Below are 24,393 nucleotides of genomic sequence, written 5' to 3'. Positions count from 1 at the left end.
CATGATGAATTACGAATTACGAATTATGGATTGGGATAATAGCAAAGTCAAAAAGTTGGCTTTGTGTTTGTGCTTTGTTCTATATTCTTTGTTTTCTTTTTCACAAGTTAAAACTGAAGTTGATACTACAAAAATTAGAATAGGCGAACAAATTAACTATAAGATTAAAGTAGAAGTAGATTCGTCTGCCTTAGTAGTTTTTCCTGAAGGGCAAACGTTTATGCCATTAGAATCAGTTGAGGCTTTAAAAATTGATACCACAAAAAAGGACGCGAAATTTCTTTTGTCGAGAATATATAAACTGACACAATTCGATTCAGGCTCATATACCATACCTAGACAAAAAGTAATTATTGGTGACAAACCATTTTTCACAGATTCATTACGTGTAGATGTAAATACAATTAAAGTAGATACGACTAAGCAAAAGCTATATGATATAAAACCAATCATTGAAGTTGAAAAAACAGGAGGTAATTGGTGGAAATGGTTACTCGGAATTCTTGCAGCTATAGCATTTGTAGCATTCTTATTATATTGGTTTATATGGAGAAAGAAACCATTGACTGAAGAAGAGGAGATTGCATTATTAGCACCTTATGATCGTGCAAAATTAGCATTACAGAAATTAGATGAAAGTCAATATCTAATACGTGCAGAAGTCAAAGATTATTATTCCGAATTGACCTTTATTATTAGAAAATATTTGGATGAGAAAGTTTATGATCGGGCTTTAGAAAGTACAACAGACGAGTTAATTTCTAGACTTCAACTATTAAAAGATGGTAATCAAATTGACCTTTCAAAAGACACTATTAAAAATCTTGAATCTATTTTAAAACGTGCCGATTTGGTGAAGTTCGCAAAATCTGCTCCAGATACAGCACTTGCTGAAATGGATAAAACTACTATAGATAAAGAAATAGATCATGTAAAGGAAAGTTTACCAGAACCGTCCGAAGAAGAAAAATTACTAGACCAACAATACAGAGAAGAACAAGAGCGTAAAAAGAAGAGAAGAAAGATCATTCTAACTGTTGCTATTTCCTTGTTCCTTATTATTGCCACTCTTGTTGGCTTTGGTATAAAATATGGCTTTAATTATGTAAAGGATACAATAATTGGCCATGAAAGTAAAGAACTGTTAGAAGGTAATTGGGTAGAAAGTGCATATGGTTTTCCGCCAGTTTATATTGAAACTCCAAGAGTTTTAAAACGTGTTGATTCTCCAATTCCTGAAGGCGCTGAAGAACAAATGACAATGACAACCTTTATGTATGGTTCAATGTTAGATATATTCAGCATAGCTGTTAATACTACTACTTTAAACGTGCCTAAGCAAGAAGCCCAAACAAAGGAGACTGAAAACCCAACCTTTGACTTATTAAAAATATCCGAAGGTAGTATTCAAGGTTTTGAATCCAAAGGTGCTACTGATATTACCGTTAAAAGGGATCAATTCATTACACCAAATGCTGCAGAAGGATTAAAAACTTTTGGAACATTAAATATAAAAGTGCCAAATACAGACCACGTTATGAAAGCTGAATATGCATTATTTATGTTTTCTAATGAAAATGTGTTACAGCAAGTGATACTTACATGGCCACAAGATGATGATTATGCAGATGATATGGTGCAACGTATTATAGATTCAATAGAACTTAAACCAGACGAATTAGTTGAAGACCAAGAATGATGTTTGAGAACATAGAATTTTTAAATAAAGAATTATTCTGGCTGCTATTGTTTTTACCAATAGCAATAGTTTGGTATGTCTTTAAGCATAAAAAGCAAACGGCTGAGCTTAAAATATCTAGTATTAAAGGCTTTAAAACAGCATCATCAATTTGGTCTAAATTAAGACACTTACTTTTTGCATTGCGATTAATTGCTTTAGGTTTATTAATAACTGCTTTAGCGAGACCAAGAACAGTTGATGTGTCTACAAAAACTAAAACAACCCGAGGAATTGATATTGTTATGTCTATTGATGTTTCTGCAAGTATGCTTGCTAAAGACTTGCTTCCAAATAGACTAGAAGCTTTAAAGAAAGTTGCTGCAGATTTTATAGATGGTCGCCCTAATGATCGTATTGGTTTAGTGGAATATGCAGGTGAGGCTTATACAAAAACACCAATTACCAGTGATAAATCTATAGTACAGCGCTCACTTAGAGATATAAAATATAATACCATTATAGAAGGAGGTACAGCAATAGGAATGGGACTAGCCACTTCTGTAAATCGCTTAAAAGATAGTAGAGCAAAAAGTAAAGTAATTATTCTGTTAACTGATGGTGTTAATAATTCAGGGTTTATTGATCCTAAAATTGCTAGCGAATTAGCTGTAGAGTATGGTGTTAAAGTTTACACTATAGGCTTGGGTACTAATGGAATGGCACTATCACCAGTTCGTCAAAACCCTAATGGATCATTTATATATGGACGCTCCCAAGTAGAAATTGATGAGGATTTACTCAAGGAGATTGCAGAAGTGACTAATGGAAAATACTTTAGGGCGACTAATAATAAAAAGTTAGCTGAAATATATGACGAGATTAATAAACTCGAAAAAACAGAAATAGAAGAAAAAAAGTATTACAATTACGAAGAAAAATACAGACCTATAGTGTTACTAGCTGGTTTACTTTTGTTAATTGAATTACTATTAAGAAATACAATATTTAGAAGCTTTGTTTAGACTCGATGAAAAAATATGGTTTTGGACTTTACTGGTTATCCCAGTAATTATTCTGTTGTTTTTATTTCTTCAGATATGGAGGCGTTCAGCTCAGAAAAAGTTTGCGGATAGTGGTTTATTAAAACGATTAAGTCCTAATCAATCATTTTTTAAAAGTATATTAAAGATATTGGTTTTGTGTGGTGCTTTTGCTTGTTTATCATTAGCACTAGTGAATCCAAAAATAGGGACTAAGCTAGAAACCGTTCGTAGCCAAGGTGTAGATATTGTTTTTGCAGTAGATGTTTCTAAAAGTATGTTGGCAGAAGATATTGCTCCAAATCGATTGGAAAAATCTAAACAATTAGTTACGCAAATTATAAATAGTTTAGCTAGTGATCGTGTAGGTATTATTGCTTATGCAGGTAAAGCTTTTCCGCAATTACCAATCACAACAGACTATGCATCTGCAAAGATGTTTTTGCAGAATATGAATACAGATATGTTGTCTTCACAAGGTACAGCAATACATGAAGCAATTCAGCTGGCAAAAACATATTATGATGATGAAGAACAAACAAACAGGATTTTAATTATCATTTCAGATGGTGAGGATCATGGAGGTGAAGCTGTTGATATTGCTGAAGAAGCTAACGATGAAGGTATAAGAATCTTAACCGTTGGTGTTGGTGACGTAAAAGGCGGTCCAATACCAATTAAAAGGAATGGTGTGGTATTAAACTATAAGAAAGACAATAAAGGTGAAACAGTAATTACCCGTTTAGATGAAGCGACTCTAAGAGAAATTGCTGAAGAAACTAATGGTGTTTATGTTAATGGGAGCAATACAGCAGAAGTTGTAGATACCATTAAAGATGTATTAGACAAAATGGACAAGAAGGAATTTGAGTCTAAACAAATAGCAGACTTTAAAGATCAATTTCAATGGTTTTTGGGCTTAGGAATTTTGTTGTTATTTATTGATATATTTTTCTTAGAACGAAAAACAGCATGGTTAAAGAAATTGAATTTGTTCAATGAGAACTTTTAGATATTCTTTAACGCTATATGAAGACAGGGTTTACTAACTTTAAATTATAATGACTAAAATAAATAAATACTGGTTTCTAATTATTTTGATACCTCTTTTGGGTGTGAGTCAAGGTAGTCAATTACTTGGTTTTGAAAATTTAGTCAATAAGACATGGTTTGCCGAAGGAGAATGGTCTAACGGAACTAAATTTAAACAAGAAGTTACTTTTGCATTCGACTTAAATAAATCTATTATTAAGGCAGACTCAAAAGGATATACAAACCAAGAGCAAACCGAATATGGCAATAGAAACCATGGTATTAGACAATATAATTCTAATAAAGGTAAAATTGAGTTCTGGGAATTCGATATTTTTGGAGGAGTAACTCAAGGCATCGTTACCATAGAAAATAACAACATATGGTATAGTTACAAGTATGGTGAATCTACGGTAACAGATTGCTGGGAATATATAGATGACGAGACCTACAGATTTACTGTAGGTAGTTATAAAGAAGGCAAATGGCAAGCTATTTATCTTCAAACAGAATTTAAATTAAAAAATGAATAAGATGAGATTTTATGTAACTCTTATTGCATTATTAATTGGGTTTTCAGGATTTTCACAAGAAGCAGAAAAGGCACAATTAAAAGCAGAAAAAAATGCTACTAATTTAGTTTATAAAGCTAATGAGTTAGTAGGCGAAGATAATTATATCGAAGCCGAAATGGAATATAGAAAAGCCATTTCTGAAGCACCAAGTAAAGCAGTCGGAGCTTATAATTTAGCTCATACATACTTTAGGAAAGGGAGTTTTAAAGAAGCTTTATTTAGAAGTCAAGAAGCTGCAAAGAACGCTGTAAGTAAAGATGAAAAGCACAGAGCATTTCATAATATTGGTAATATTTTAATGCAGAACGAACTTTGTAAAGAAGCGGTCGAAGCTTTTAAAAGTGCCCTTAGAAATAATCCGAATGACGAAGAAACACGCTATAACTATGTCTTAGCAAAAGAATGTGCTGAGCAACAAAACGATGGTGGTGGAGAAGACAATAAAGAGGATGAGGATAAAGAAGAAGAAAAAGATAAAGAAGACGAGCAAAAGAAAGAAGACCAAAACAAGGACGAGCAAGATAAAAAAGACGAAGGAGATAAAGATAAAAAAGAAGGTGAAGACGAGGAAGATGAAAAAGGAAAGCCTAAAGATGATAAAAAGGATGATGGTAAAGGTAATAAGGATAAAAAAGACCAAAATAAAAAGCCTAAATCAAAACCAGGTCAAATGTCTCCTCAGCAAATAAAGAATATTTTAGAGGCAATGCAAAATCAAGAACAGAAGGTTCAAGAAAAAATGAATGCCGAAAAACAAAAAGGGGCAAAAATAAAAACTGAAAAAGACTGGTAATCTTTAGTAATATGCGTTATCCAGAATTGTTCTTATTATAATGAAATTCATAAAATACATATCTGTTTTAATCCTAGTACTTGCTACAAGTATTGCTTCTGCACAAGTAAAGTTTGAAGCCAAAGTCAGTAAGAAAAAACTAGGCGTAAATGAACGTTTACGAATAGATTTTGAAATGAATCAAGACGGAGATAATTTTGTTCCGCCTAGTTTTAAAGATTTTACGGTTGTAGGTGGTCCAAATACATCGTTAATGAATTCTTACAATAACGGCAAAAAGACATACTTAAAAACCTACAGTTATTTTTTAGCGCCAAAAAAACGCGGGAAGTTTACAATTAAGCAAGCAACAATTGAAATTGAAGGTGAAACCTATAAGACCTTTCCGATTACAGTAACTGTTTCCGCTGCAGTTGACAGACCAAATGGTGCTCCAGATGCTTCTGATATTGCATCAGAGAATATTCATCTTGTTGCTGAAGTTTCTAAAGCAAACCCTTATTTGAATGAAGCAATAACAGTTGTTTATAAGTTATTTGTATCTCGAGAAACTGGTGTAAGTAATTGGCGAGAGAAAGACAATCCAAGATATAATGATTTTTGGAGTCAGAATATAGAAGTTAAAGGTTTTCCAACTCATAAAGCTGAATACAAAGGAAAAGATTATCGTTATGTTATTCTTAGAAAAACGGTACTCTATCCTCAAAAAACAGGAAAGTTAAAGTTAGAACCTTTGGTATTAGATATTACAGTTGAAGTGCCTTCAGGTAGAGCCGATATTTTTGGACGACAACTTATGACTAAAGTGCCAAAAACTGTCACTGCTGGTAGTAGAACTATAAATGTAAAACCATTACCTGATGAAGGAAAACCTTCAGATTTCACTGGTGCTGTCGGTGATTTTTCCTTTACTGTAAATACATCGAAGACTCAATTAAATGCTACTGAATCACTTGAAGCAGAAATACAAGTTTCTGGGAAAGGAAATCTTAAGCTTTTTGAATTACCTAAACTAACTGTACCAAGTGCTCTCGAGGTTTACGAACCTGAACACAAGGAAAATGTGCGCACTAATTTGGCAGGAATGAGAGGTAGTATTTCAGATACCTATACAATTGTTCCTCAATATCGAGGAAAGTACCCTGTACCAACTATATCATTCTCATATTTTGATTTAAAAACAGAAAGTTATAAACGAATTACTTCTGATGAAATTGTTATTGATGTTTTAGAAGGTCCTACAGCTTCGACTACCAATGTAAACGCTACAGAACCAAATAATAAGCAAACGGTTATACCAAATACGAATACATTTGCCTTTATAAAAACATCATCTAACTGGACGACGACAACAAGTCAACCCTTTTTTAAAACTACTGGCTTTTGGTCATTACTTTTGTTTCCTTTTTTAGCTATACCATTAGCAATTTTAATTAGAAGAAAACAAGATGAACGTAATGCAGATGTTCAAGGTAATCGTCTTAGAAAAGCAGATCGCTTAGCTAAGAAATATTTGAGTGCTGCAAAAAAAGCACTAGGCCAAAAAGAAGCCTTTTATGTGGCGCTAGAGAAAGCATTACATAATTATTTAAAGGCTAAATTGAATATTGAGACAAGTGATTTTAATAAGGAAAAAATCGAAAAGTTATTACACGAACGTAATGTTGAGGGTAATGTAGTTTCAGACTTCATTTCAATATTAGAGAATTGTGAATTGGCGCGTTACACTCCAATTACACAAGTAACTATGCAGAATGATTATGAAAAAGCAGCACAAACCATTTCGTTAATAGATAAACAATTGAGATAGTATGAGAATCATTGTAATTGTATTGATATGTTGTTCAAGTCTATTAGGATTTACTCAAAACGATAAAGTTTTTGAACAAGCTAATGCGTTATATAATGAAAGTAAATATGCTGAAGCTATTGATAAGTATGAATCTATTTTAAATTCAGACACGCATTCTGCAGAATTATATTTTAATCTTGGCAATGCTAATTATAAGCTTAATAATATTGCTCCAAGTATTTATTATTATGAAAAGGCATTGCTGATCAGCCCAAATGATAAAGAAATAAAAAGCAATTTGTCTTTTGCACAAAATATGACTATTGACGCTATTGATAAAGTACCTCAAGTAGGTTTTTCAAGACTCGTTAACAATATGGTCAATACCTTTAATTCAGATGCTTGGGCAAAATTTGCTATAGGAGGAGTTCTTGTATTTGTTTTATTATTCTTAATGTATCATTTTTCTTATTCTACTTCTAAAAAACGAATCGCATTTGTTGTTAGTATTGTGAGTTTATTTGTAGCATGTTTCTCTGTGGTTATGGCTTTTCAGAAGGATAATTTAGATAAAAAAGATAATCCTGCAATAGTCTTTGTTCAAGAAAGTAGAGTTAAGGCTGAAGCTAATAAAACGTCTGAAGAAGTGTTTAGATTACATGAAGGAACAAAGGTGCAGGTTCTTGAAACCTATGAAGATTGGATGAAAATTCAACTTTCAGATAATTCTACTGGATGGATTCCTTCTAACGACATAAAGATGTTGAACATTTTTTAGAAAATATTTAACGGAATGTTAATTTCTAATTAGTATTTTAGCTATTTTATGCAAAAAACCAACCAACATAAAATAGCAATATTTTTCACCATATTATTTATGGCTATTATATCAGCTCCTTCAATAATTATGTCATTTGATGATACAATCGATATCACTTGTTTTTATGGTGAAAATGAAGAAGAGGAAAAGGAAAGTCTTAAACTTCTTTTTGAAATTAGCACTGAAAATCTAGAAGATTTTTTTGTTTATAATAGTAGTGAGTTTAATAATAAATATGCTTTCAAGTCGTATTCAAAACCACACCTTAATCTCGTATTACCTCCTCCAGAATTTATTTGATATTTTTTTCGTTCAAATAAAATACACTTATAAAATTTTTAAAAATTTGCTATTGTTATCTATCAATAGCACTAATGACTTAAATTATGTTTAAAACATTAAAAAACGATATACCAGCGAGTATTGTTGTATTCTTTGTAGCCTTACCATTATGTTTAGGAATTTCTGTTGCTTCGGGAGCTGAGCCTATTACTGGTTTAATAGCGGGGATTGTTGGTGGTATTATTGTAGGGGCTGCATCGGGCTCTAAAATTGGGGTTAGTGGTCCAGCTGCTGGTTTGGCAGTAATTGTAGCAACTGCAATCGGTGACCTAGGCTATGAGAATTTTCTAGTAGCAGTAGTTTTGGCTGGTGTGTTTCAAATAATTCTTGGAGTATTTAAGGCCGGAATTATAGGTTACTATTTCCCATCTTCTGTAATCAAAGGAATGCTAACAGGAATAGGTATAGTTATTATATTAAAAGAGATTCCGTACTTTTTTGGATTAGACAAAAACCCTGAAGGCGATTTTGCTTTTTTACAAATTGATGGTGAAAACACATTAACGGAACTACTAAAAACTATAAACGCAATAATCAGTGGAAATTTTGATAAAGGTGCTACAATTATCGCCTTAATTTCTATGGGCATACTTTTATTGTGGGCAAATGTATTGAGCAAAAAAGGCAAGATTTTTAAGCTTGTACAAGGGCCTTTAGTCGCAGTCGTTATAGGTATTGTATTCTACTTTCTGACCAAAGACACGGGTATGGAGTTAAGCAAAGACCATTTAGTATCTGTACCAGTGCCAGAGAGTTTGGCTGGTCTAAAAGATTTACTTACGTTTCCTAATTTCTCCGCAATTACAAATCCAAAAATATTAATAACTGCATTTACTATTGGCTTGGTAGCATCATTAGAAACATTACTGTGTGTTGAAGCAACGGATAAGTTAGATCCAGATAAAAATGTTACTCCTACAAATAGAGAGCTTTTCGCTCAAGGTTCAGGGAACATTGTTTCGGGGTTAATTGGTGGATTACCTGTAACACAGGTTATAGTTAGAAGTTCAGCAAATATTCAATCAGGAGGAAAGAGTAAGGCATCAGCTGTAATTCATGGATTTTTATTATTAATATCGGTTGTAACAATTCCGATGGTATTAAATCTAATTCCACTTTCAGTATTAGCTGCCATATTATTTATAGTAGGATATAAGCTTGCTAAACCATCCACATTTAAAGCAATGTATAATGCTGGTTGGATGCAGTTTATTCCTTTCATTACTACAATCGTAGGTATTGTTTTTATCGATTTACTGTGGGGAATAGGGCTTGGACTTGCTGTAGGAATCTTTATCGTACTTTTTAAAAGTTTTAAAAATTCACATTTTTTACACAAAGAAGGTGAAGACGTAGATGATGGAAAAATAAAAATGACTTTAGCAGAGGAAGTTACCTTCTTTAATAAAGGAGCAATATTACAAGAATTAGATAGTCTTCCAAAAGATTCGTATTTAGAATTAGACGTAAGAAAAACACAATATCTAGATAACGATATTATTGAAATATTAGATGATTTTGCTTTTAAAGCTAAAGAACGAAATATAGATATAAAGCTCATTTCCGAACGTGGAATCGTTGAAAATCCTGAGAGTTTTATTGAGTTTTTTAAGCTTAGGCCAAAATTAGATGAGTTTAAACTTTAAAGAATAAATGAAAGAATTATTTTCTAATATTAAAGGTGACGCTTTTGGTGGTATTACTGCTGGTATTGTTGCTTTACCTTTGGCTCTAGCCTTTGGTGTATCCTCTGGCTTAGGACCAAGTGCTGGAATTTATGGAGCAATATTTATTAGCTTTTTTGCGGCACTATTTGGTGGTACAAATACACAGATTTCTGGGCCAACGGCACCAATGACAGCTGTAAGTATGGTAGTTATTGCCAGCCTAATTGCTACTAATAATGGCAGTGTAGAAAAGGCATTACCAGCAATTCTAACTGTATTTTTATTGGCTGGTATTTTACAAATTGCCTTTGGAGCGATAGGTTTAGGAAAATATATTAGATACATACCTTATCCTGTAGTCTCTGGTTTTATGACAGCTATTGGTGTAATTATTCTAGTAACTCAGATATTACCAGCTATAGGTTATTATCCCAAAGAGGATACGAATTTTGTTAATAAATTTGAGTCGCAAGTTGAGGAAGTTGTTACTACAAGAAGCCTGATTAATACAAAGAATAATAAAAATGGTAAAAGCTTAAATATAGAAGATTATAAAACTTCAATTGACCATACTGTAGCATTATCGGATGTTATACGTAACGACGAAGCAAAAACTCTTGCTGGGAAAGAAGCCTCTGGTGTTATAGGAGCCTTAAAAGTCTTGCCAAGAGCCATTAAACAGATAAACTGGTTAGAGCTACTATTAGCATTAGCTACTATTTTAATTATATATGGGTTTAAACGTGTAACAACCAAAATACCAAGTACATTGGTTGCTTTACTAGTAATGACTGCAATTGCTTTAGCTTTTAACTTAGATTATATAGCGATACCTGAGATTCCAGGAGGTCTGCCAGAATTTAAGGCAGAAATTTTTAGTGGCTTTAGTTTAAGGAGTGTTACACCTTATATTTTTACAGCATTAACATTGGCATTATTAGGATCAATAGATTCATTATTAACCAGTGTTGTTGCAGATAATATGACGAAGACAAAACACAAACCAAATAAAGAGTTATTAGGTCAAGGTATTGGAAATAGTATCGCTGCACTTTTTGGTGGTATTCCTGGCGCAGGTGCCACAATACGTACAGTGGTCAATATAAAGTCTGGTGGTAAGACAAAATTATCTGGTATGATTGCTGGGGTCTTATTATTTATAATATTATTGGTGTTATCTCCATTAGCTTCCAAAATTCCAGCAGCTGTATTAGCAGGCATTCTTATTACCGTAGGAATAGGTGTTATTGATTATAAAGGATTAAAAGCCATACCATCCTTACCAAAGGATATAAAAATAGGACCGTTAAAATTGAGCTCAGAAGTACTTATTATGATGGTGGTTTTAATACTGTCGTCGGTTTGGGATTTAGTTTATGCCGTTGGGATTGGTTTGGTACTTGCATCTTTACTGTTTATGAAGAAAATAGGAGATATTACAGCAAAGCAATCTATAATAAAACCTTTGAATGAAAAACCATGGGATGATGAGTTTGATATGCCCTCTAATTTGAAGGAAGAGGTTGTAATTAAGCATATAGAAGGTCCTTTATTTTTTGGTTCAACGGCAAGTTTCCAACAATTGGCCAAACAAATTCCTAGTACATCCAAAACCGTTGTTATTCGTATGGAAAAACTTACATACATGGACCAATCAGGTCTTTATGCGATGGAGGACGTACTTTTTGATTTAAAAAAACAAGATATTAATATATTAATGACTGGAGTTTTAGATCAACCAAGATTACTTATGGAACGGATAGATATCATTCCAGATTTAGTTTCAGAAAATCAAATTTATCAAAACTTTGACACCTGTTTAGAGTGGATAAAAACAAATATAAAAGACAATTATAAATAAAATAAATCTAATTAAATATGAAAAATATAGCAGTAACAAAAGATGTACAAACAGCATTAACTCCTAATGGTGTATTACAAGATTTATTAGAAGGTAATAACCGTTTTGTAAACGGTAAGTTAGAAGGTGCAGATAATGCAGCATTAGTAAATCAGACTACAGGTGGACAATTTCCAAAAGCAGTTGTTTTATCTTGTATTGATTCTCGTGTACCAGTAGAAACAGTTTTAGATCAAGCTATTGGCGATATTTTTGTTGCTAGAGTAGCTGGTAATTTTGAAAATGTGGATATTCTAGGAAGCTTAGAATATTCTTGTAAAGCTGCAGGAAGTAAGCTTGTCTTAGTTTTAGGTCATGAAAGTTGTGGAGCAGTTAAAGCAGCTTGTGATGGTGTAGAATTAGGAAATATTACAGCAATGTTAGAGAATATTATGCCAGCAGTTAGAAAATCTGCAGATGAAGTTGAAGGTGAAGCAAATTCATCTAATAGTGAGTTTGTTGCCAAAACAGTTGCCAATAATGTAAATCTTACTATTAATCGTATTCGTGAGAAAAGCCAAATCCTAAAAGAAATGGAAGACAATGGGGAGATTGCTATCGTTGGCGGTGTTTATAGTTTACATACCGGAAAAGTAGAAATGCTATAATCACAAAACTATATAACTAAAAGCCATTCGAAAGATTGGCTTTTTTTATGCCTCTTCTTCAGAGTCCTCTTCAGTTTCGCTCTTAATAAGATTAGGAAAAATAATTGGAGCTAAAGATTTTACAGGTTTGTATAGGACACTTTCCTCTAAATCTTCTTGTTCCATAAAGGGAAGTGTATTATTTAATTTGTTGAATACAATTAGCAATACACTAAGAATCAGGCCTATTTTAAGTGCTCCAAAAATTCCGCCCGCTAGTTTATTAATAATCCCTAAAGCAGCAAAATCTGCTAATTTAGTGAGTGCTTTTCCTGCAAGACTTATAGCTAAAACAATAATGACAAAGGTGATTGCAAAGGCTACAATATTGATAGTTTTTTCAGCCCAATCTACCTTAGATTCTAAAAAACCGGCCGCAAAACCACTAAAGTGGATCGCTCCATAGACACCCAAAACTAAGGCGACTAAAGATGCTACTTCAACAAAAAGCCCTTTCATGGCTCCACGAATAAGCCCAAATAATAATAAGGCTCCTAAAACAATATCAATGATACTCATAATACTAGCGGTTTAGGCAAATATAAATTAACTTTGCCAATCAGATAACGCAAAAGTAGTGTTACAAATTATGGCAAGAGACGAACAATTAAAAGAACGATGGAATTTAGTAGTGAAAAAACTCTCTAATCAATTCGCTGATGGAGATAAACTAGATTTGGATTCTATCATATACCTCATTGGTGTTCAAGAACTTGGACAGATACACCGCGAGTATAAAAAAGACCATAAACTAGATTTAATGCATATTGCGATTTGTAAGGTCTTAGAACCATATGGGTTTTATAAGTTTGATTTTGTGGACGAAGATGGTTGGCCACATTATAAAGTATTAGCACAGTTACCGCATCTAAAAGCAGGTGAACAAAGTGTTTTAATGAAAGAAGCCATTGTGAACTATTTTCTAGAAACTGAATATATCAGTTAAGATTTTTTAAATTTGCAGATTGAATTATAGGTACTGAATTAAATTCAGCATAAAATGATAGATAAGATAAAAGAACTCATTGCAGAAGCAGAAGCATTTACAGCGCAGTCTAAAGATGAAGTAGAAGCATTTAGAATAAAATATTTAGGGTCTAAAGGATTATTAAAGGAATATTTTGCTGAGTTTAAAAATGTGGCAAATGATCAAAAAAAGGAATTTGGGCAAACCATAAATCAGCTTAAAAAAACAGCTGAAGATAAAGTAAACACCTTAAAAGAATCTTTTGAAAATCAAGAGGAAGACAATGGAGTTTATGGAGACTTATCGCGCCCAGGTGAACCTATCGCTTTGGGTGCACGTCATCCTATTTCTATCGTAAAAAACGAAATTATAGATATCTTTTCTCGTATAGGTTTCAACGTTAGTGAAGGACCAGAAATAGAAGATGATTGGCATAATTTTACGGCATTGAATCTGTCAGAATATCATCCAGCACGAGATATGCAGGATACTTTCTTTATTCAGACTGATCCAGATATATTATTACGTACACATACAAGTTCTGTACAAGTGCGTTATATGGAAAATAATAAACCTCCAATACGTACAATTTCGCCAGGTCGTGTTTATAGAAATGAGGCCATTTCAGCACGATCACACTGTTTCTTTCATCAAGTAGAAGGTCTGTATATAGATAAGGATGTCAGCTTTGCTGATTTAAAGCAAACCTTACAATATTTTACAACTGAGATGTTCGGAAAATCTAAGATTAGACTTAGACCATCCTACTTTCCATTTACAGAACCAAGTGCTGAGGTGGATGTATATTGGGGACTTGAGACTGAAACCGATTATAAAATCACCAAAGGTACTGGCTGGTTAGAAATTATGGGTTGCGGTATGGTAGACCCTAATGTTTTAGAAAACTGCGGAATTGATTCTAAAGAATATTCTGGTTTTGCTTTTGGTATGGGAATTGATCGTATCGCCATGTTACTTAACCAAATCAGTGATATTCGTTTATTGAGTGAGAATGATGTGCGTTTCTTAGAGCAGTTTAAGTCGTCTTTATAAGTGGATGACTTACATATCTATTTCGGATATTTTGACATAGTAATTTTTCTGATTTTAGTAATACTTAATAGTATAATTAGAAAATTCCCAAACTCTAAAAGCTGTGTTTTTCCAATTTTATTTTCATTACTATTTGGATTTCTACTACCTTTTATATCTATGCTTACAGAAATAAAGTCATACGGTAGTTCAGGTGATGATTCATTCAATATGTTATATGCTTATCTAAGATTTCCATTATATTGGATATTAGGCTTCATACAATTTATAATTATATATTTTAGAACTAAGGACTGATTTATAATAAGCATTATTCCAAATGATTTGCTCCTTCAACACTAAATACTGATTTTCTTAATTCATTTGGCTTTTTATCATTCAATAGTTTTAATCCACCACTAGCTTTAATAAGTTCTGTAAAGTGTTTCTCTCTATTTTTATATTGCTCTTTATTAGTGTAAGTTGTGACTAGTATAATATGAAAAGGGGTTTCAGAACTAAATGAAGTTTTCATGAGCTGAAATGAGTGGATATATTCTTTTTCAATAGCCCTTGCTCTTAATTTCTTCCAATTGTTTTGAAAATAATAGATAGCTTCCTCTTCTTTTCCATATAGAATTTCAACAGTTTCAATAGTAGTAATTCTTTCGTTGCTTTGACTAAAACTTATACAGCAGAATAAAAGTGTTAGAAAAAAAATTTTAAATTTCATAACTATAGATTTATGGTTTAAAACCTAAATTAAGGATTTAGCTTTTTATACTTTTGCTTTTTAAATTATAATTAACAAAAACAGATTCTTGTTTTTATAGGTGGTAAACATGAAAAAAGACATTAACATTCCAGAAGTAAAAGATGTACATGTAGCTGTAGTACAAGAAAAACATATAGAATATAAAACTCTAGATTGGAATGCTTATATCATTAATAACTCTGACACAGATTTAGACACTGTCCTTATAGTATCTCAAGGTTTTAACGATAAAAAAATGACACCTCCAATGCGTCATACTATTGTAAAATTGCCAGCAAGAAGTTATGCTAAGATTGAATATTTACAACAAAAAGTATTAGAGCTTAATAATTCTTTTAAAGTTACTTTTTTTGAAGGTAATCAGATGTTTGATAAAACCTATGTATTTAGGAAAAACACCATTAATAAAAAGGCTTTACAGATTGTTCCTTTGATGCAATTAAAAGGAGTTATGGTCAAGTAGAAGACCTCATTTTTTTTATTCCAAAAAACAATCCACTTATAAACGCTATAACTAAAACTATTAATGCAATCATTTCTATATCTATTGTTTCTAGATCATGGTGATTGAAAATATAATAGATAAGAGAGCCTAGTAGTGTTTGATTAAAAATAAAAATCAAAGGCTGTCGTATTTCAATTTTTCTCAAATTTAAATCCTTTATAACGTATGTGTTTGAAGAATAGTCATGAATTGCGCGTTCATCATCACTAATACCTGAGAAAATGCTTATAAAACGGCTTAAACTTCTAATAATTAACTGAATCATGGTTGGTAGATTACCATCTTTATTCATAACGATTGTTTGAGTTTGAAATTTCCCCAGAGTTCTTCCATAGGCTAGTTCAAAAATGAAATAATAGAGAAATCTAACTGAGAAATATACTATGATTATGTAGATAAATAACTCAAAAATTAAAAACCCAATTAATATACCTAAAAAAGAAGAAATTATAAAATCAATAATGAGATTTTCGCCTCGATCATCTTCATTGGCTAAATTATGATTTTTGTATTTCTTGTTTGTGATTTTCATTTAAATCAATCTAACCTCTCAGTTAATTTTCTGAATACCTTCTTAGGGTTTTTACCATCATATAGTATAGAATAGACAGCATTAATTATAGGCATTTGTGTCTTCTTTTTATTCTCTAGATTGAGTAAATGTGCACTTTTAGTGGCATAATAACCTTCAGCGACCATGTTCATTTCCATTTGAGCAGATTTCACAGTATAACCTTTACCAATCATATTACCGAACATTCTGTTTCTTGAAAACACAGAATAACCAGTTACTAGTAAATCACCTAAATAAGCTGAGTTGTTAATGTTACGTTTCATTTTATGGCGTTTTTTAATAAAACGTTTCATTTCCCTAATGGCATTACTCATCAATACACTCTGAAAGTTATCGCCATAACCTAAACCGTGTGCAATCCCAGCAGCAATAGCATAGATGTTTTTTAGCATTACAGCATATTCTACACCAATAATATCGTCACTGATTTTTGTTTTTATATAATCGCTTGATAATTTATCTGCAATGGCTTGGGCTTTTTCAGCATCAGCACAAGATATGGTGAGGTAAGACAAACGCTCTAAAGCAACCTCTTCTGCATGACAAGGTCCTGCGATAACTGCAATATTTTCAAATGGTATTTTGTAATCATCATTAAAGTGTTCACCAACTAATTTACCTGTTTCTGGAAGAATTCCTTTTACTGCTGAAACTATTGTTTTCTGGCTGATATCTACATTAAGTTTTTCTAATTCTCCATATATAAAAGCAGATGGAATTACAAAAATGAGCACATCTGCCCAAGTAGCTATTTCGTTAATATCATTACTAAGCTTTAATTGATTAGTATGAAACTCTACAGAACTTAAATAACTTGGATTGTGTTGCTCTTTTAAGATATGTTCTTTAGTATACGCACTGCGCATATACCATCCGACTTCATCTAAGTTTTCGCAAAGCATTTTTACAATTGCTGTGGCCCAACTACCAGCTCCAAATACTGCATATTTTGTATTATCACTCATAGAATTAATGTGGATATTATATATCAAAAGTACGCAAATTTTTAGTGAGTTTCTTTTAAATATGCATATCCTAGAGCGTATCGATAGCTACTAATTTTTAGAGTTTGGCACGCGTTTTGCATTTAACTCTATAAATAACCTAAAACCTCATAGATTATGAAAACGATAAAACTTTTACTTGGATTTGCACTTAGTGCAACTTTATTTACGTCTTGCTACACAGAAGAAATAAATATTAATGATAATGGACCATCTATTTCATTAAATCAGTTATTACAATCGTATGATTTGTGGTATGTAGATATTAACTCAACACAAGGTTTTGGTGAAACACCATTCCTACAAATTGCATTTACATTAACCTTTGAAAATGGTCGCATTTATGCAAATAACAATTTGGTTGGTTTTGGAAGTCAAGGTGGTGGTTATGGAGTGCAAATTGGTAACTACGATGCGTACGACATGGTGTTAGATGTAGATCACATTATTGATGGTTTTGATAGTTTTGATGTATACCAAATAGATAATAATACAATAGAATTATATAACCCTTTTAACGATACATCTTATTTCTTAGAAGGTTATCAGCAGTCTAATTTCGATTATGATTTTATATTCTACGACAATATTCATTATTTCTTACAAGAATATGAAGCTTGGGAGAAAACCTATACAAGTGAGTATGGAGCTATAAATGAGTTTGATAACGAAAACTACTTACAGTTTCTATCTGGCGTAAATGACTCTACTTTTAGAAGTTCTCAAGATGGAAACATAAGTAATCCAAATAACATTTTCTGGGATTATACAGGCGTTTATGGAGTTGGAGATGTTTCAAGTAATATGTACTTAAAAACATTAACATTAGATTATGATTTCTTTGACAATGAATTCTTTGAACTGAGCGTTATCAATGATGGGACTATAGAGTTGTTTCATGCAGATTCTGGTACAACATATGAGTTTGAAGGTCAAGGTTACATTCCTTATTACAGAACCTCTGATACAAAAGGTAGAGTAACGGTTGAAAAGGATAAACCTAAAAAGCGTAAGCAAAAAACACAAAGGTTAGATAATCCTAGAGAGAATACGAGAAACACTCAAGCATAAGCTTGAAGGTTACGACAACATATAAATTTGAGTGTTCCGTATAACCTCAATAAAAAATAAAAGATACAAACGAAGCTAAATTTTGGTTGGTTATTTAGTTTCAAAACGCTCAGATAAAACACTTGTTTTACTGGGCGTTTTTCTTTTGTAAATTATTCAATATTATATGGGACCAATTTATATCGGTTGGACTAATGATAATGGTCTTGAAATTATATTTTTTCCCCTTCAATTCCAACTCCTTTTAAATCTTCAATGTGAAGGTCAAAATTAAAAGCTGGAGGCTACTTTGAGGAATTAATGTTTTTTGATTTTAAAACTTTTTGATTTTCAGATTGGTTAACAATTTTATTAACTGAAATACCGTAATATTTTAAAGTTCTTCTTATTCAGAATTTTGAGCGAAATGACGTTGTATAAATGTTTATAATATGACCTTCTTTTTGTAACTGACGAATTAATTTAGGAGCTCCTAGCTTAATTCCTTCTATATTTATTAGAATAGCTAAAATGCCTTTCTTTTCAGTTTTAAACTCTGGTCCATTAGGTATAAGAGTACTATTGAGATCAAAACTTATATTCATTAAAAACAGAAAATTAAAGGCTCTTCAAAACAACCTCTAAATCGTTATAATCATAAGGCTTAGCCATAATAATTTTGGATGGACTTAATAGAAAGTACATAGGTGTTGCTGCAACACCATAAGTTTTTACAATTGGATTATCCCATTTGCCTAAACCAATAACATGTGTAAAGTTTGGATAGTTTTTAATCTCTTCAGACCATTTCTTATCTTCATCTTCTAATCCGTATGCAATAACTTTAAGCTTTGGATTGTCAGCAATTAAGGCTTTTACCTTAGGTAGTTCAGCTAAGCAATGGCCACAACCACTACTCCAAAATATAAGCAAGTAATGCGCTTCTTCTTTTAGTTGATGTAGGTTTGTTAGGTTGTCCACAAGCGGAATATCAAAGTTTGGTGCTTTCGTTCCAATAGATGTGTTTTTATAAGATGTAATTGTTTCTGCTAATACTTTATTTTCTGTCTTATGAGCTAATTCTAGTAAATACTTTTCAGTAATGTAGTTTGCTAAATCATGATTCTCTAGAGTTACAAAACGTTGCCATAAAATTTCTAGTAGGTTTGTTTTAATACCTAAATTATTACTATTAATAGTAGCAGCAACATCATCAACATGTTTCTTGTAAGTTTCATTACTTGAATTTTGAACAATATCAAAAACATAAGATGTTACACGATCTACCAAAAATGACGAACTCTGTAATAAGTAATTACTAAAATCAATCTGACTTAAATAATGAGACTTGAGGTTTTTAGAATAGGTGCCAAGATCTTCATAAGCCACAGGAATATAAGGTCTATTTGCTGTAATGAATGCGGAAACTAACTTTCCGTTTGCAGACTCCTCATAAGCTAGTTGCGTGTCTTTTACAACCTTAAAAACAGAATTAAAACCTTTTTCATCTTTACCATCTTTGGTGTAGTAGTTACTAATGGTTTGGTTAACCATATCCATACTTTTTAGATAAGAGCTCCATAATTTATTCTCCTCAGACTCGGTGAACTCAACACCTTTTTCATAACTAAAATTAAAGGCCGTAGTTTCTTTTCCGTTATAGATAAAGTCAAAATTATTTTCTTCAGGTGGTATTGCATATACGATTTTATAAATACCTGGCGCAACTGAAGAGTCTATTGTAATTTCAAAATTACCTTCGGCATCAAGTTTACCTCTGTTAACGTAATTAGCACCTTCTGGAGTAGCTTCATATAAAAACGCGTAAGAAAATTCTTCAGCTGGCGAGAAATTCCCTTTTATAGATTGAGAAAATCCTAGTAATGGTAATATGAATAAAGCTAATATTAATTTTTTCATTTCTATATGTTTTTATCTATTCCATAACGACAATAATTAAGCCATTATTTACTTTTAGATCTAATACTTTCAATAACCACAGTGGCTAAAATTATTCCACCTCCAACAAATGTATGTATTGTTGGTATTTCATTCAAGAAAAAGTAAGCAATTATAATTCCGAAAACAGGTTGTGTACTCCCAATAATACTTGCTGTACTTGCTTTAAAATACTTTAGACTATTAACGAATAATGTGTGTCCTATAGCTGTTGTTAGTACAGCCAACAAGATAATATATGGGTATTGCGTTTTAATATTAGAACTATCCATAAAATAAAGTATCGGCAACAATAGTATTGCCATAATCATAACTTGATAAAACATCAACATAGTACTATTATACTTTGCAACTTGACTTTTTAAAATCAATATCCTCAAGGCATAACAAATGGCAGATAGCACTCCAAATAAAACACCTTGAAGTTGGTTACTTTCTAGGTCAAATTCTGGCGCTAAAATATAGATACCAACTAATACCATTAGCCCTAAAACAATATGAATAGGATCTAGTTTTGCTTTTGAAAAGAAAGGTTCTAATAGAGCGGTAATTACAGGAAAAGTAAGTAATGATAACATACCTATTGCCACATTAGATAACTTTAGTGCGTAGAAATAGGTGATCCAATGTGCACCCATAAAAACAGCTCCTAGAAAAAACATGAAGCGATCTTTATTGTTTTCTATTTTTAAATGAATCCCTTTGTAAAGACAGAATATGAATAAAAAAACTGCAGCAAGAGCCGATCTCCACCATATAATCACTGGTGTTGGCATATCTATAAATTTACCTAAGGCACCAGAAGTACTTATGAAAATTGTGGCTATGGTTAACCATAAGAGATGATTTAAATGACTTTTTGCATTCATTTAATATTGGATAATGCAGCAAGAGCTTGCTCAATAGATTTTATATTATCGAAAGTAATGAGTAAACGTAAACCATTCCGGGTTTTTTTCTCTTTCATTTTACATTTACTAGCATTCATCTGAACGAATTGTAACACTTTAGAAAAATCTTCACTTTGATAAAAAGCACTTTGTTGGTCATTGATAAAATAACCAATTAGTTTGCTTTGTTTCATAATAAGTTTTTCAATTCCAATTTTAGTAGCAATCCATTTCAATCTTACACTATCTAATAAATCTGAAACTTGTGTAGGCAATTCCCCAAATCGATCAATGATTTCGCTTTCAAATGTATTCAGTTCTTCTTCTGTTTTTAATTCGTTTAATTTAGTATAAAGAATTAGACGCTCTGTAATATTGTTTACATAATCATCTGGAAAAAGCAATTCAAAATCTGTATCAATGGTAATATCCTTTACATAAGTTTTAGGCTTATTGTCATTTTTATATAAGTCTGCAAATTCAGATTCTTTTAATTCTTCAACGGCTTCGTTTAATATTTTTTGATAAGTGTCAAAACCAATATCATTAATAAATCCACTTTGTTCGCCACCTAATAAGTCACCAGCGCCTCTTATTTCTAAGTCCTTCATAGCAATGTTGAAACCACTACCAAGCTCAGTGAATTGTTCCAGAGCCGTAATACGTTTTCTTGTATCAGTAGTCATAGCAGAATACTCTGGTGTAATAAAATAACAGAACGCTTTTTTGTTGCTACGACCAACACGTCCTCGCATTTGGTGTAAATCACTGAGTCCAAAATTGTTCGCGTTATTAATAAAAATAGTATTGGCATTCGGTACGTCTAATCCACTCTCTACAATAGTTGTACTTACCAAAACATCGAACTCACCATTCATAAAAGCGAGCATCAATTGCTCTAACTTTTTGCCATCGAGTTGCCCATGACCAATACCTATTTTAGCATCAGGTACTAAGCGTTGAATCATACCAGCAACCTCTTTAATATTTTCAATTCGATTATGAATAAAGAAAACTTGTCCACCGCGCTGAATTTCATAACTCACAGCATCTCTAATAGTTTCTTCAGTAAAACGAATTACATGACTTTCAATAGGATATCTGTTTGGTGGAGCCGTAGTAATAACAGATAAATCTCTGGCAGCCATTAAACTAAACTGAAGTGTTCTAGGTATTGGTGTAGCAGTTAATGTCAATACATCAACATTTTCCTTGATAGTTTTTAGACGTTCTTTTACTGCAACGCCAAACTTTTGTTCTTCATCAACGATGAGTAAGCCTAAATCTTTAAATTTTACGTTTTTATTAGCCAATTGATGTGTACCAATAATGATGTCCACACTACCCTTTTCAAGGCCTTCTAAAGTTTCACGTTTCTCCTTTGCGGTTCTAAAACGGTTAACATAGTCTACCGTAACGGGAAAATCTTTTAAACGCTCTTTAAACGTTCTAGAATGCTGATAAGCTAAAATAGTTGTTGGTACTAAAACAGCAACTTGTTTACCATTATCTACAGCTTTAAAAGCAGCTCTGATGGCAACTTCTGTTTTGCCAAAACCAACATCACCACAGACCAAACGATCCATTGGACGCTCACTTTCCATATCCGCTTTTATATCTGCCGTAGAACTAATCTGGTCTGGTGTATCTTCATAAACGAAAGAAGCTTCCAATTCGTGCTGCATGTAACTATCTGGTGCATATTGAAATCCTTTTTTTAGCTTACGTTTGGCGTAAAGTTTTATAAGGTTAAATGCAATTTCTTTAACTCGAGATTTTGTTTTTTGTTTTAAAGTTTTCCAAGCCTTGCTTCCTAGTTTATAAACTTTAGGCGGTTTACCATCTTTACCATTAAACTTAGTGATTTTATGTAAAGAATGAATACTCAGATATAAGATATCACGCTCACCATAGACTAATTTTATAGCTTCTTGTTTTTTTCCTTCAACATCTATTTTTTGAAGGCCTCCAAAGCGTCCAATACCATGGTCTATGTGTGTAACATAGTCTCCAACCTCTAAATTTGTTAGCTCTTTTAAAGTAATAGCTTGCTTTTTAGCATAACCATTCTTTAAATGGAATTTATGGTAACGATCAAAAATTTGATGGTCTGTATAAACTGCAATATTATGTTCACTATCTATAAAACCTTGATATAAAGAGAGTACAAAGGTTTTATAATGAACTTCATTTTCGTGATCTTCAAAAATATCATGAAATCGCTTAGCTTGTTGCTCACTTACACAAGCAATATAATTGGTAATACCATTGGCATGATTTTCATTCAAATTTTCAATTAGTAAATTGAATTGTTTATTAAATGCTGGTTGAGGTTTTGTATTGAAACCAATGACTTGCTTGCTAAGGGTAGCTGAAGTACCAAATTCAACTAAATTATAATCTAAAAACTGACGTTTTAGTAATTCAGAATTACAAAATAATTCATTTGGTGAGGCATGTTTTATTTCTTTAGATAACACATTGAATGCATCCACAGCTTTTTTATAAAATTCATCAATTTTAGAAAATATAAGCGGAGGATTTTTAGCAAAAACAACGGTTTTATTAGAAATGTATTTAAGGAAACTCTCACGTCTTTCCGCAATGAGCTTATTAGCAACATTAGGTATAATGCTTACTTTTTTTATACGTTCAGTAGAGAGTTGTGTTTCTACATCAAAGGTTCTAATACTATCAACTTCATCTCCAAAAAACTCAATTCTATAAGGCTCATCATGAGAAAATGAAAACACATCAACAATACCACCTCTTACTGAAAAATCGCCGGGTTCGGTAACAAAATCGACACGTTTAAATTTATATTCAAATAATACTTCATTAACAAAGTCAATACTTAATTCGTTACCAATTGAAATCTTAAGCGTATTTTTTTCGAGCTCTTTTTTAGTGACAACTTTTTCAAAAAGCGCATCAGGATAGGTGACAATAATGCAAGGCTTTTTACGAGAATTTATTCGATTTAAAACTTCAGCTCTTAAAAGAACATTAGCATTATTGGTTTCTTCAATTTGGTATGGTCTTCTATAACTGCCTGGATAAAATAAAACATCCTTATCATTAATAAGTTGTTCTAAATCATTGAGGTAATAAGCCGCCTCTTCTTTATCATCAAAAACAACTAAAAATGGCTTGTCTGCAGTTTTAAAACTTTCTGCTAATGTTATTGAAAATGATGATCCGACAAGTCCTTTTAAATGGGCTTTTGTTTCACTTTGGGCAATAGAATTTCGCAGATTTTGCAGTTGCAAAGTCTGTAAATAGGTTTGGGTAATAAAGGCTTTACTCAAGTTCCTTTGTTTAAAGGTGCAAATATATAATTTTTGAAGT

The 24,393-nt window shown here is 32.1% G+C and carries 24 protein-coding genes; 15 read left to right on the top strand and 9 right to left on the bottom strand.

What is annotated here, in order from left to right; all coding sequences use genetic code 11:
- Positions 1 to 4 precede the first annotated feature (4 nt).
- The 11 genes from WPG_RS05430 (at position 5) to WPG_RS05380 (ending at position 12,250) form a co-directional block, all read left to right on the top strand.
- Positions 5 to 1,699, top strand: coding sequence for a hypothetical protein (locus WPG_RS05430; protein ID WP_045475222.1), 1,695 nt, complete (start codon positions 5 to 7; stop codon positions 1,697 to 1,699).
- The gene (locus tag WPG_RS05425; RefSeq protein ID WP_045470224.1) at positions 1,699 to 2,703 is read left to right on the top strand and encodes a vWA domain-containing protein; all 1,005 of its coding nucleotides are present in this window, start codon (positions 1,699 to 1,701) and stop codon (positions 2,701 to 2,703) included. Before WPG_RS05430 ends, WPG_RS05425 begins: the two co-directional genes overlap by 1 nt.
- Positions 2,696 to 3,733, top strand: a complete 1,038-nt coding sequence (locus tag WPG_RS05420) for a vWA domain-containing protein (protein WP_045470222.1) — start codon at positions 2,696 to 2,698, stop codon at positions 3,731 to 3,733. Before WPG_RS05425 ends, WPG_RS05420 begins: the two co-directional genes overlap by 8 nt.
- A gap of 49 nt (positions 3,734 to 3,782) precedes the next feature.
- Complete coding sequence (locus WPG_RS05415) at positions 3,783 to 4,286, top strand: hypothetical protein (RefSeq protein ID WP_144374420.1); 504 nt, start codon at positions 3,783 to 3,785, stop codon at positions 4,284 to 4,286.
- Positions 4,279 to 5,121 (top strand): aerotolerance regulator BatC, encoded by an 843-nt coding sequence (locus tag WPG_RS05410; protein WP_231850258.1) that lies wholly within the window; start codon positions 4,279 to 4,281, stop codon positions 5,119 to 5,121. The genes WPG_RS05415 and WPG_RS05410 overlap by 8 nt, the downstream gene beginning before the upstream one ends.
- Before the next feature lie 40 nt (positions 5,122 to 5,161).
- Positions 5,162 to 6,931, top strand: coding sequence for a BatD family protein (locus WPG_RS05405; RefSeq protein WP_045470218.1), 1,770 nt, complete (start codon positions 5,162 to 5,164; stop codon positions 6,929 to 6,931).
- Between the two features lies 1 nt (position 6,932).
- Positions 6,933 to 7,691, top strand: a complete 759-nt coding sequence (locus WPG_RS05400) for a tetratricopeptide repeat protein (RefSeq protein ID WP_045470217.1) — start codon at positions 6,933 to 6,935, stop codon at positions 7,689 to 7,691.
- Positions 7,692 to 7,790: 99 nt separating this feature from the next.
- Positions 7,791 to 8,033 (top strand): hypothetical protein, encoded by a 243-nt coding sequence (locus tag WPG_RS05395; protein WP_231850257.1) that lies wholly within the window; start codon positions 7,791 to 7,793, stop codon positions 8,031 to 8,033.
- Positions 8,034 to 8,119: 86 nt separating this feature from the next.
- Positions 8,120 to 9,721 (top strand): SulP family inorganic anion transporter, encoded by a 1,602-nt coding sequence (locus tag WPG_RS05390; protein WP_045470215.1) that lies wholly within the window; start codon positions 8,120 to 8,122, stop codon positions 9,719 to 9,721.
- A 7-nt stretch (positions 9,722 to 9,728) separates the two neighbouring features.
- Positions 9,729 to 11,603 carry a SulP family inorganic anion transporter gene (locus tag WPG_RS05385; RefSeq protein ID WP_045470214.1) on the top strand — a complete coding sequence of 625 codons (1,875 nt, stop codon included), beginning with the start codon at positions 9,729 to 9,731 and terminating at the stop codon, positions 11,601 to 11,603.
- 17 nt (positions 11,604 to 11,620) lie between these two features.
- The gene (locus WPG_RS05380; RefSeq protein WP_045470213.1) at positions 11,621 to 12,250 is read left to right on the top strand and encodes a carbonic anhydrase family protein; all 630 of its coding nucleotides are present in this window, start codon (positions 11,621 to 11,623) and stop codon (positions 12,248 to 12,250) included.
- Positions 12,251 to 12,295: 45 nt separating this feature from the next.
- On the opposite strand, the gene WPG_RS05375 is transcribed toward WPG_RS05380, so the two are convergent.
- Positions 12,296 to 12,808: a CvpA family protein gene (locus tag WPG_RS05375; protein WP_045470211.1), complete on the bottom strand. Its 513-nt coding sequence runs from the start codon at positions 12,806 to 12,808 to the stop codon at positions 12,296 to 12,298.
- A gap of 70 nt (positions 12,809 to 12,878) precedes the next feature.
- Here WPG_RS05375 and WPG_RS05370 point away from each other — a divergent pair, with 70 nt between their 5' ends.
- The gene (locus tag WPG_RS05370; protein WP_045470209.1) at positions 12,879 to 13,235 is read left to right on the top strand and encodes a hypothetical protein; all 357 of its coding nucleotides are present in this window, start codon (positions 12,879 to 12,881) and stop codon (positions 13,233 to 13,235) included.
- A 54-nt stretch (positions 13,236 to 13,289) separates the two neighbouring features.
- Positions 13,290 to 14,309 carry a phenylalanine--tRNA ligase subunit alpha gene (gene pheS, locus WPG_RS05365; protein WP_045470207.1) on the top strand — a complete coding sequence of 340 codons (1,020 nt, stop codon included), beginning with the start codon at positions 13,290 to 13,292 and terminating at the stop codon, positions 14,307 to 14,309.
- A gap of 17 nt (positions 14,310 to 14,326) precedes the next feature.
- Here the strand turns inward: pheS and WPG_RS05360 are convergent, their stop codons facing one another.
- Both WPG_RS05360 and WPG_RS05355 read right to left on the bottom strand, forming a co-directional pair.
- The gene (locus WPG_RS05360) at positions 14,327 to 14,518 is read right to left on the bottom strand and encodes a hypothetical protein (RefSeq protein WP_045470205.1); all 192 of its coding nucleotides are present in this window, start codon (positions 14,516 to 14,518) and stop codon (positions 14,327 to 14,329) included.
- A 101-nt stretch (positions 14,519 to 14,619) separates the two neighbouring features.
- Positions 14,620 to 15,021 (bottom strand): hypothetical protein, encoded by a 402-nt coding sequence (locus tag WPG_RS05355; protein WP_045470203.1) that lies wholly within the window; start codon positions 15,019 to 15,021, stop codon positions 14,620 to 14,622.
- 109 nt (positions 15,022 to 15,130) lie between these two features.
- On the opposite strand from WPG_RS05355, the gene WPG_RS05350 reads away from it, so the two are divergent.
- The gene (locus WPG_RS05350; protein ID WP_045470201.1) at positions 15,131 to 15,526 is read left to right on the top strand and encodes a hypothetical protein; all 396 of its coding nucleotides are present in this window, start codon (positions 15,131 to 15,133) and stop codon (positions 15,524 to 15,526) included.
- Here WPG_RS05350 and WPG_RS05345 read toward each other — a convergent pair.
- Both WPG_RS05345 and WPG_RS05340 read right to left on the bottom strand, forming a co-directional pair.
- Complete coding sequence (locus WPG_RS05345) at positions 15,519 to 16,100, bottom strand: RDD family protein (RefSeq protein WP_045470199.1); 582 nt, start codon at positions 16,098 to 16,100, stop codon at positions 15,519 to 15,521. The genes WPG_RS05350 and WPG_RS05345 overlap by 8 nt on opposite strands.
- A 5-nt stretch (positions 16,101 to 16,105) precedes the next feature.
- Positions 16,106 to 17,107: an NAD(P)H-dependent glycerol-3-phosphate dehydrogenase gene (locus tag WPG_RS05340; protein ID WP_045470197.1), complete on the bottom strand. Its 1,002-nt coding sequence runs from the start codon at positions 17,105 to 17,107 to the stop codon at positions 16,106 to 16,108.
- A gap of 156 nt (positions 17,108 to 17,263) precedes the next feature.
- On the opposite strand from WPG_RS05340, the gene WPG_RS05335 reads away from it, so the two are divergent.
- Entirely contained in the window at positions 17,264 to 18,217 is a 954-nt protein-coding gene (locus WPG_RS05335) for a hypothetical protein (protein WP_045470195.1), read from the top strand.
- Positions 18,218 to 18,606: 389 nt separating this feature from the next.
- Here the strand turns inward: WPG_RS05335 and WPG_RS18570 are convergent, their stop codons facing one another.
- The 4 genes from WPG_RS18570 to mfd are packed head-to-tail and all read right to left on the bottom strand — an operon-like array spanning position 18,607 to position 24,353.
- On the bottom strand, positions 18,607 to 18,801 hold the full coding sequence (locus WPG_RS18570; RefSeq protein WP_231850256.1) for a hypothetical protein: 195 nt from the start codon (positions 18,799 to 18,801) through the stop codon (positions 18,607 to 18,609).
- A 13-nt stretch (positions 18,802 to 18,814) separates the two neighbouring features.
- On the bottom strand, positions 18,815 to 20,116 hold the full coding sequence (locus tag WPG_RS05325; protein WP_045470193.1) for a TlpA family protein disulfide reductase: 1,302 nt from the start codon (positions 20,114 to 20,116) through the stop codon (positions 18,815 to 18,817).
- A 44-nt stretch (positions 20,117 to 20,160) separates the two neighbouring features.
- Positions 20,161 to 21,024 (bottom strand): DMT family transporter, encoded by an 864-nt coding sequence (locus WPG_RS05320; protein WP_045470191.1) that lies wholly within the window; start codon positions 21,022 to 21,024, stop codon positions 20,161 to 20,163.
- Complete coding sequence (gene mfd / locus WPG_RS05315; protein ID WP_045470189.1) at positions 21,021 to 24,353, bottom strand: transcription-repair coupling factor; 3,333 nt, start codon at positions 24,351 to 24,353, stop codon at positions 21,021 to 21,023. The genes WPG_RS05320 and mfd overlap by 4 nt, the downstream gene beginning before the upstream one ends.
- Positions 24,354 to 24,393: the final 40 nt, after the last annotated feature.

This window comes from Winogradskyella sp. PG-2, from assembly GCF_000828715.1.
GTDB lineage: Bacteria > Bacteroidota > Bacteroidia > Flavobacteriales > Flavobacteriaceae > Winogradskyella.
This window is presented reverse-complemented; position numbering and strand designations above follow the sequence as displayed.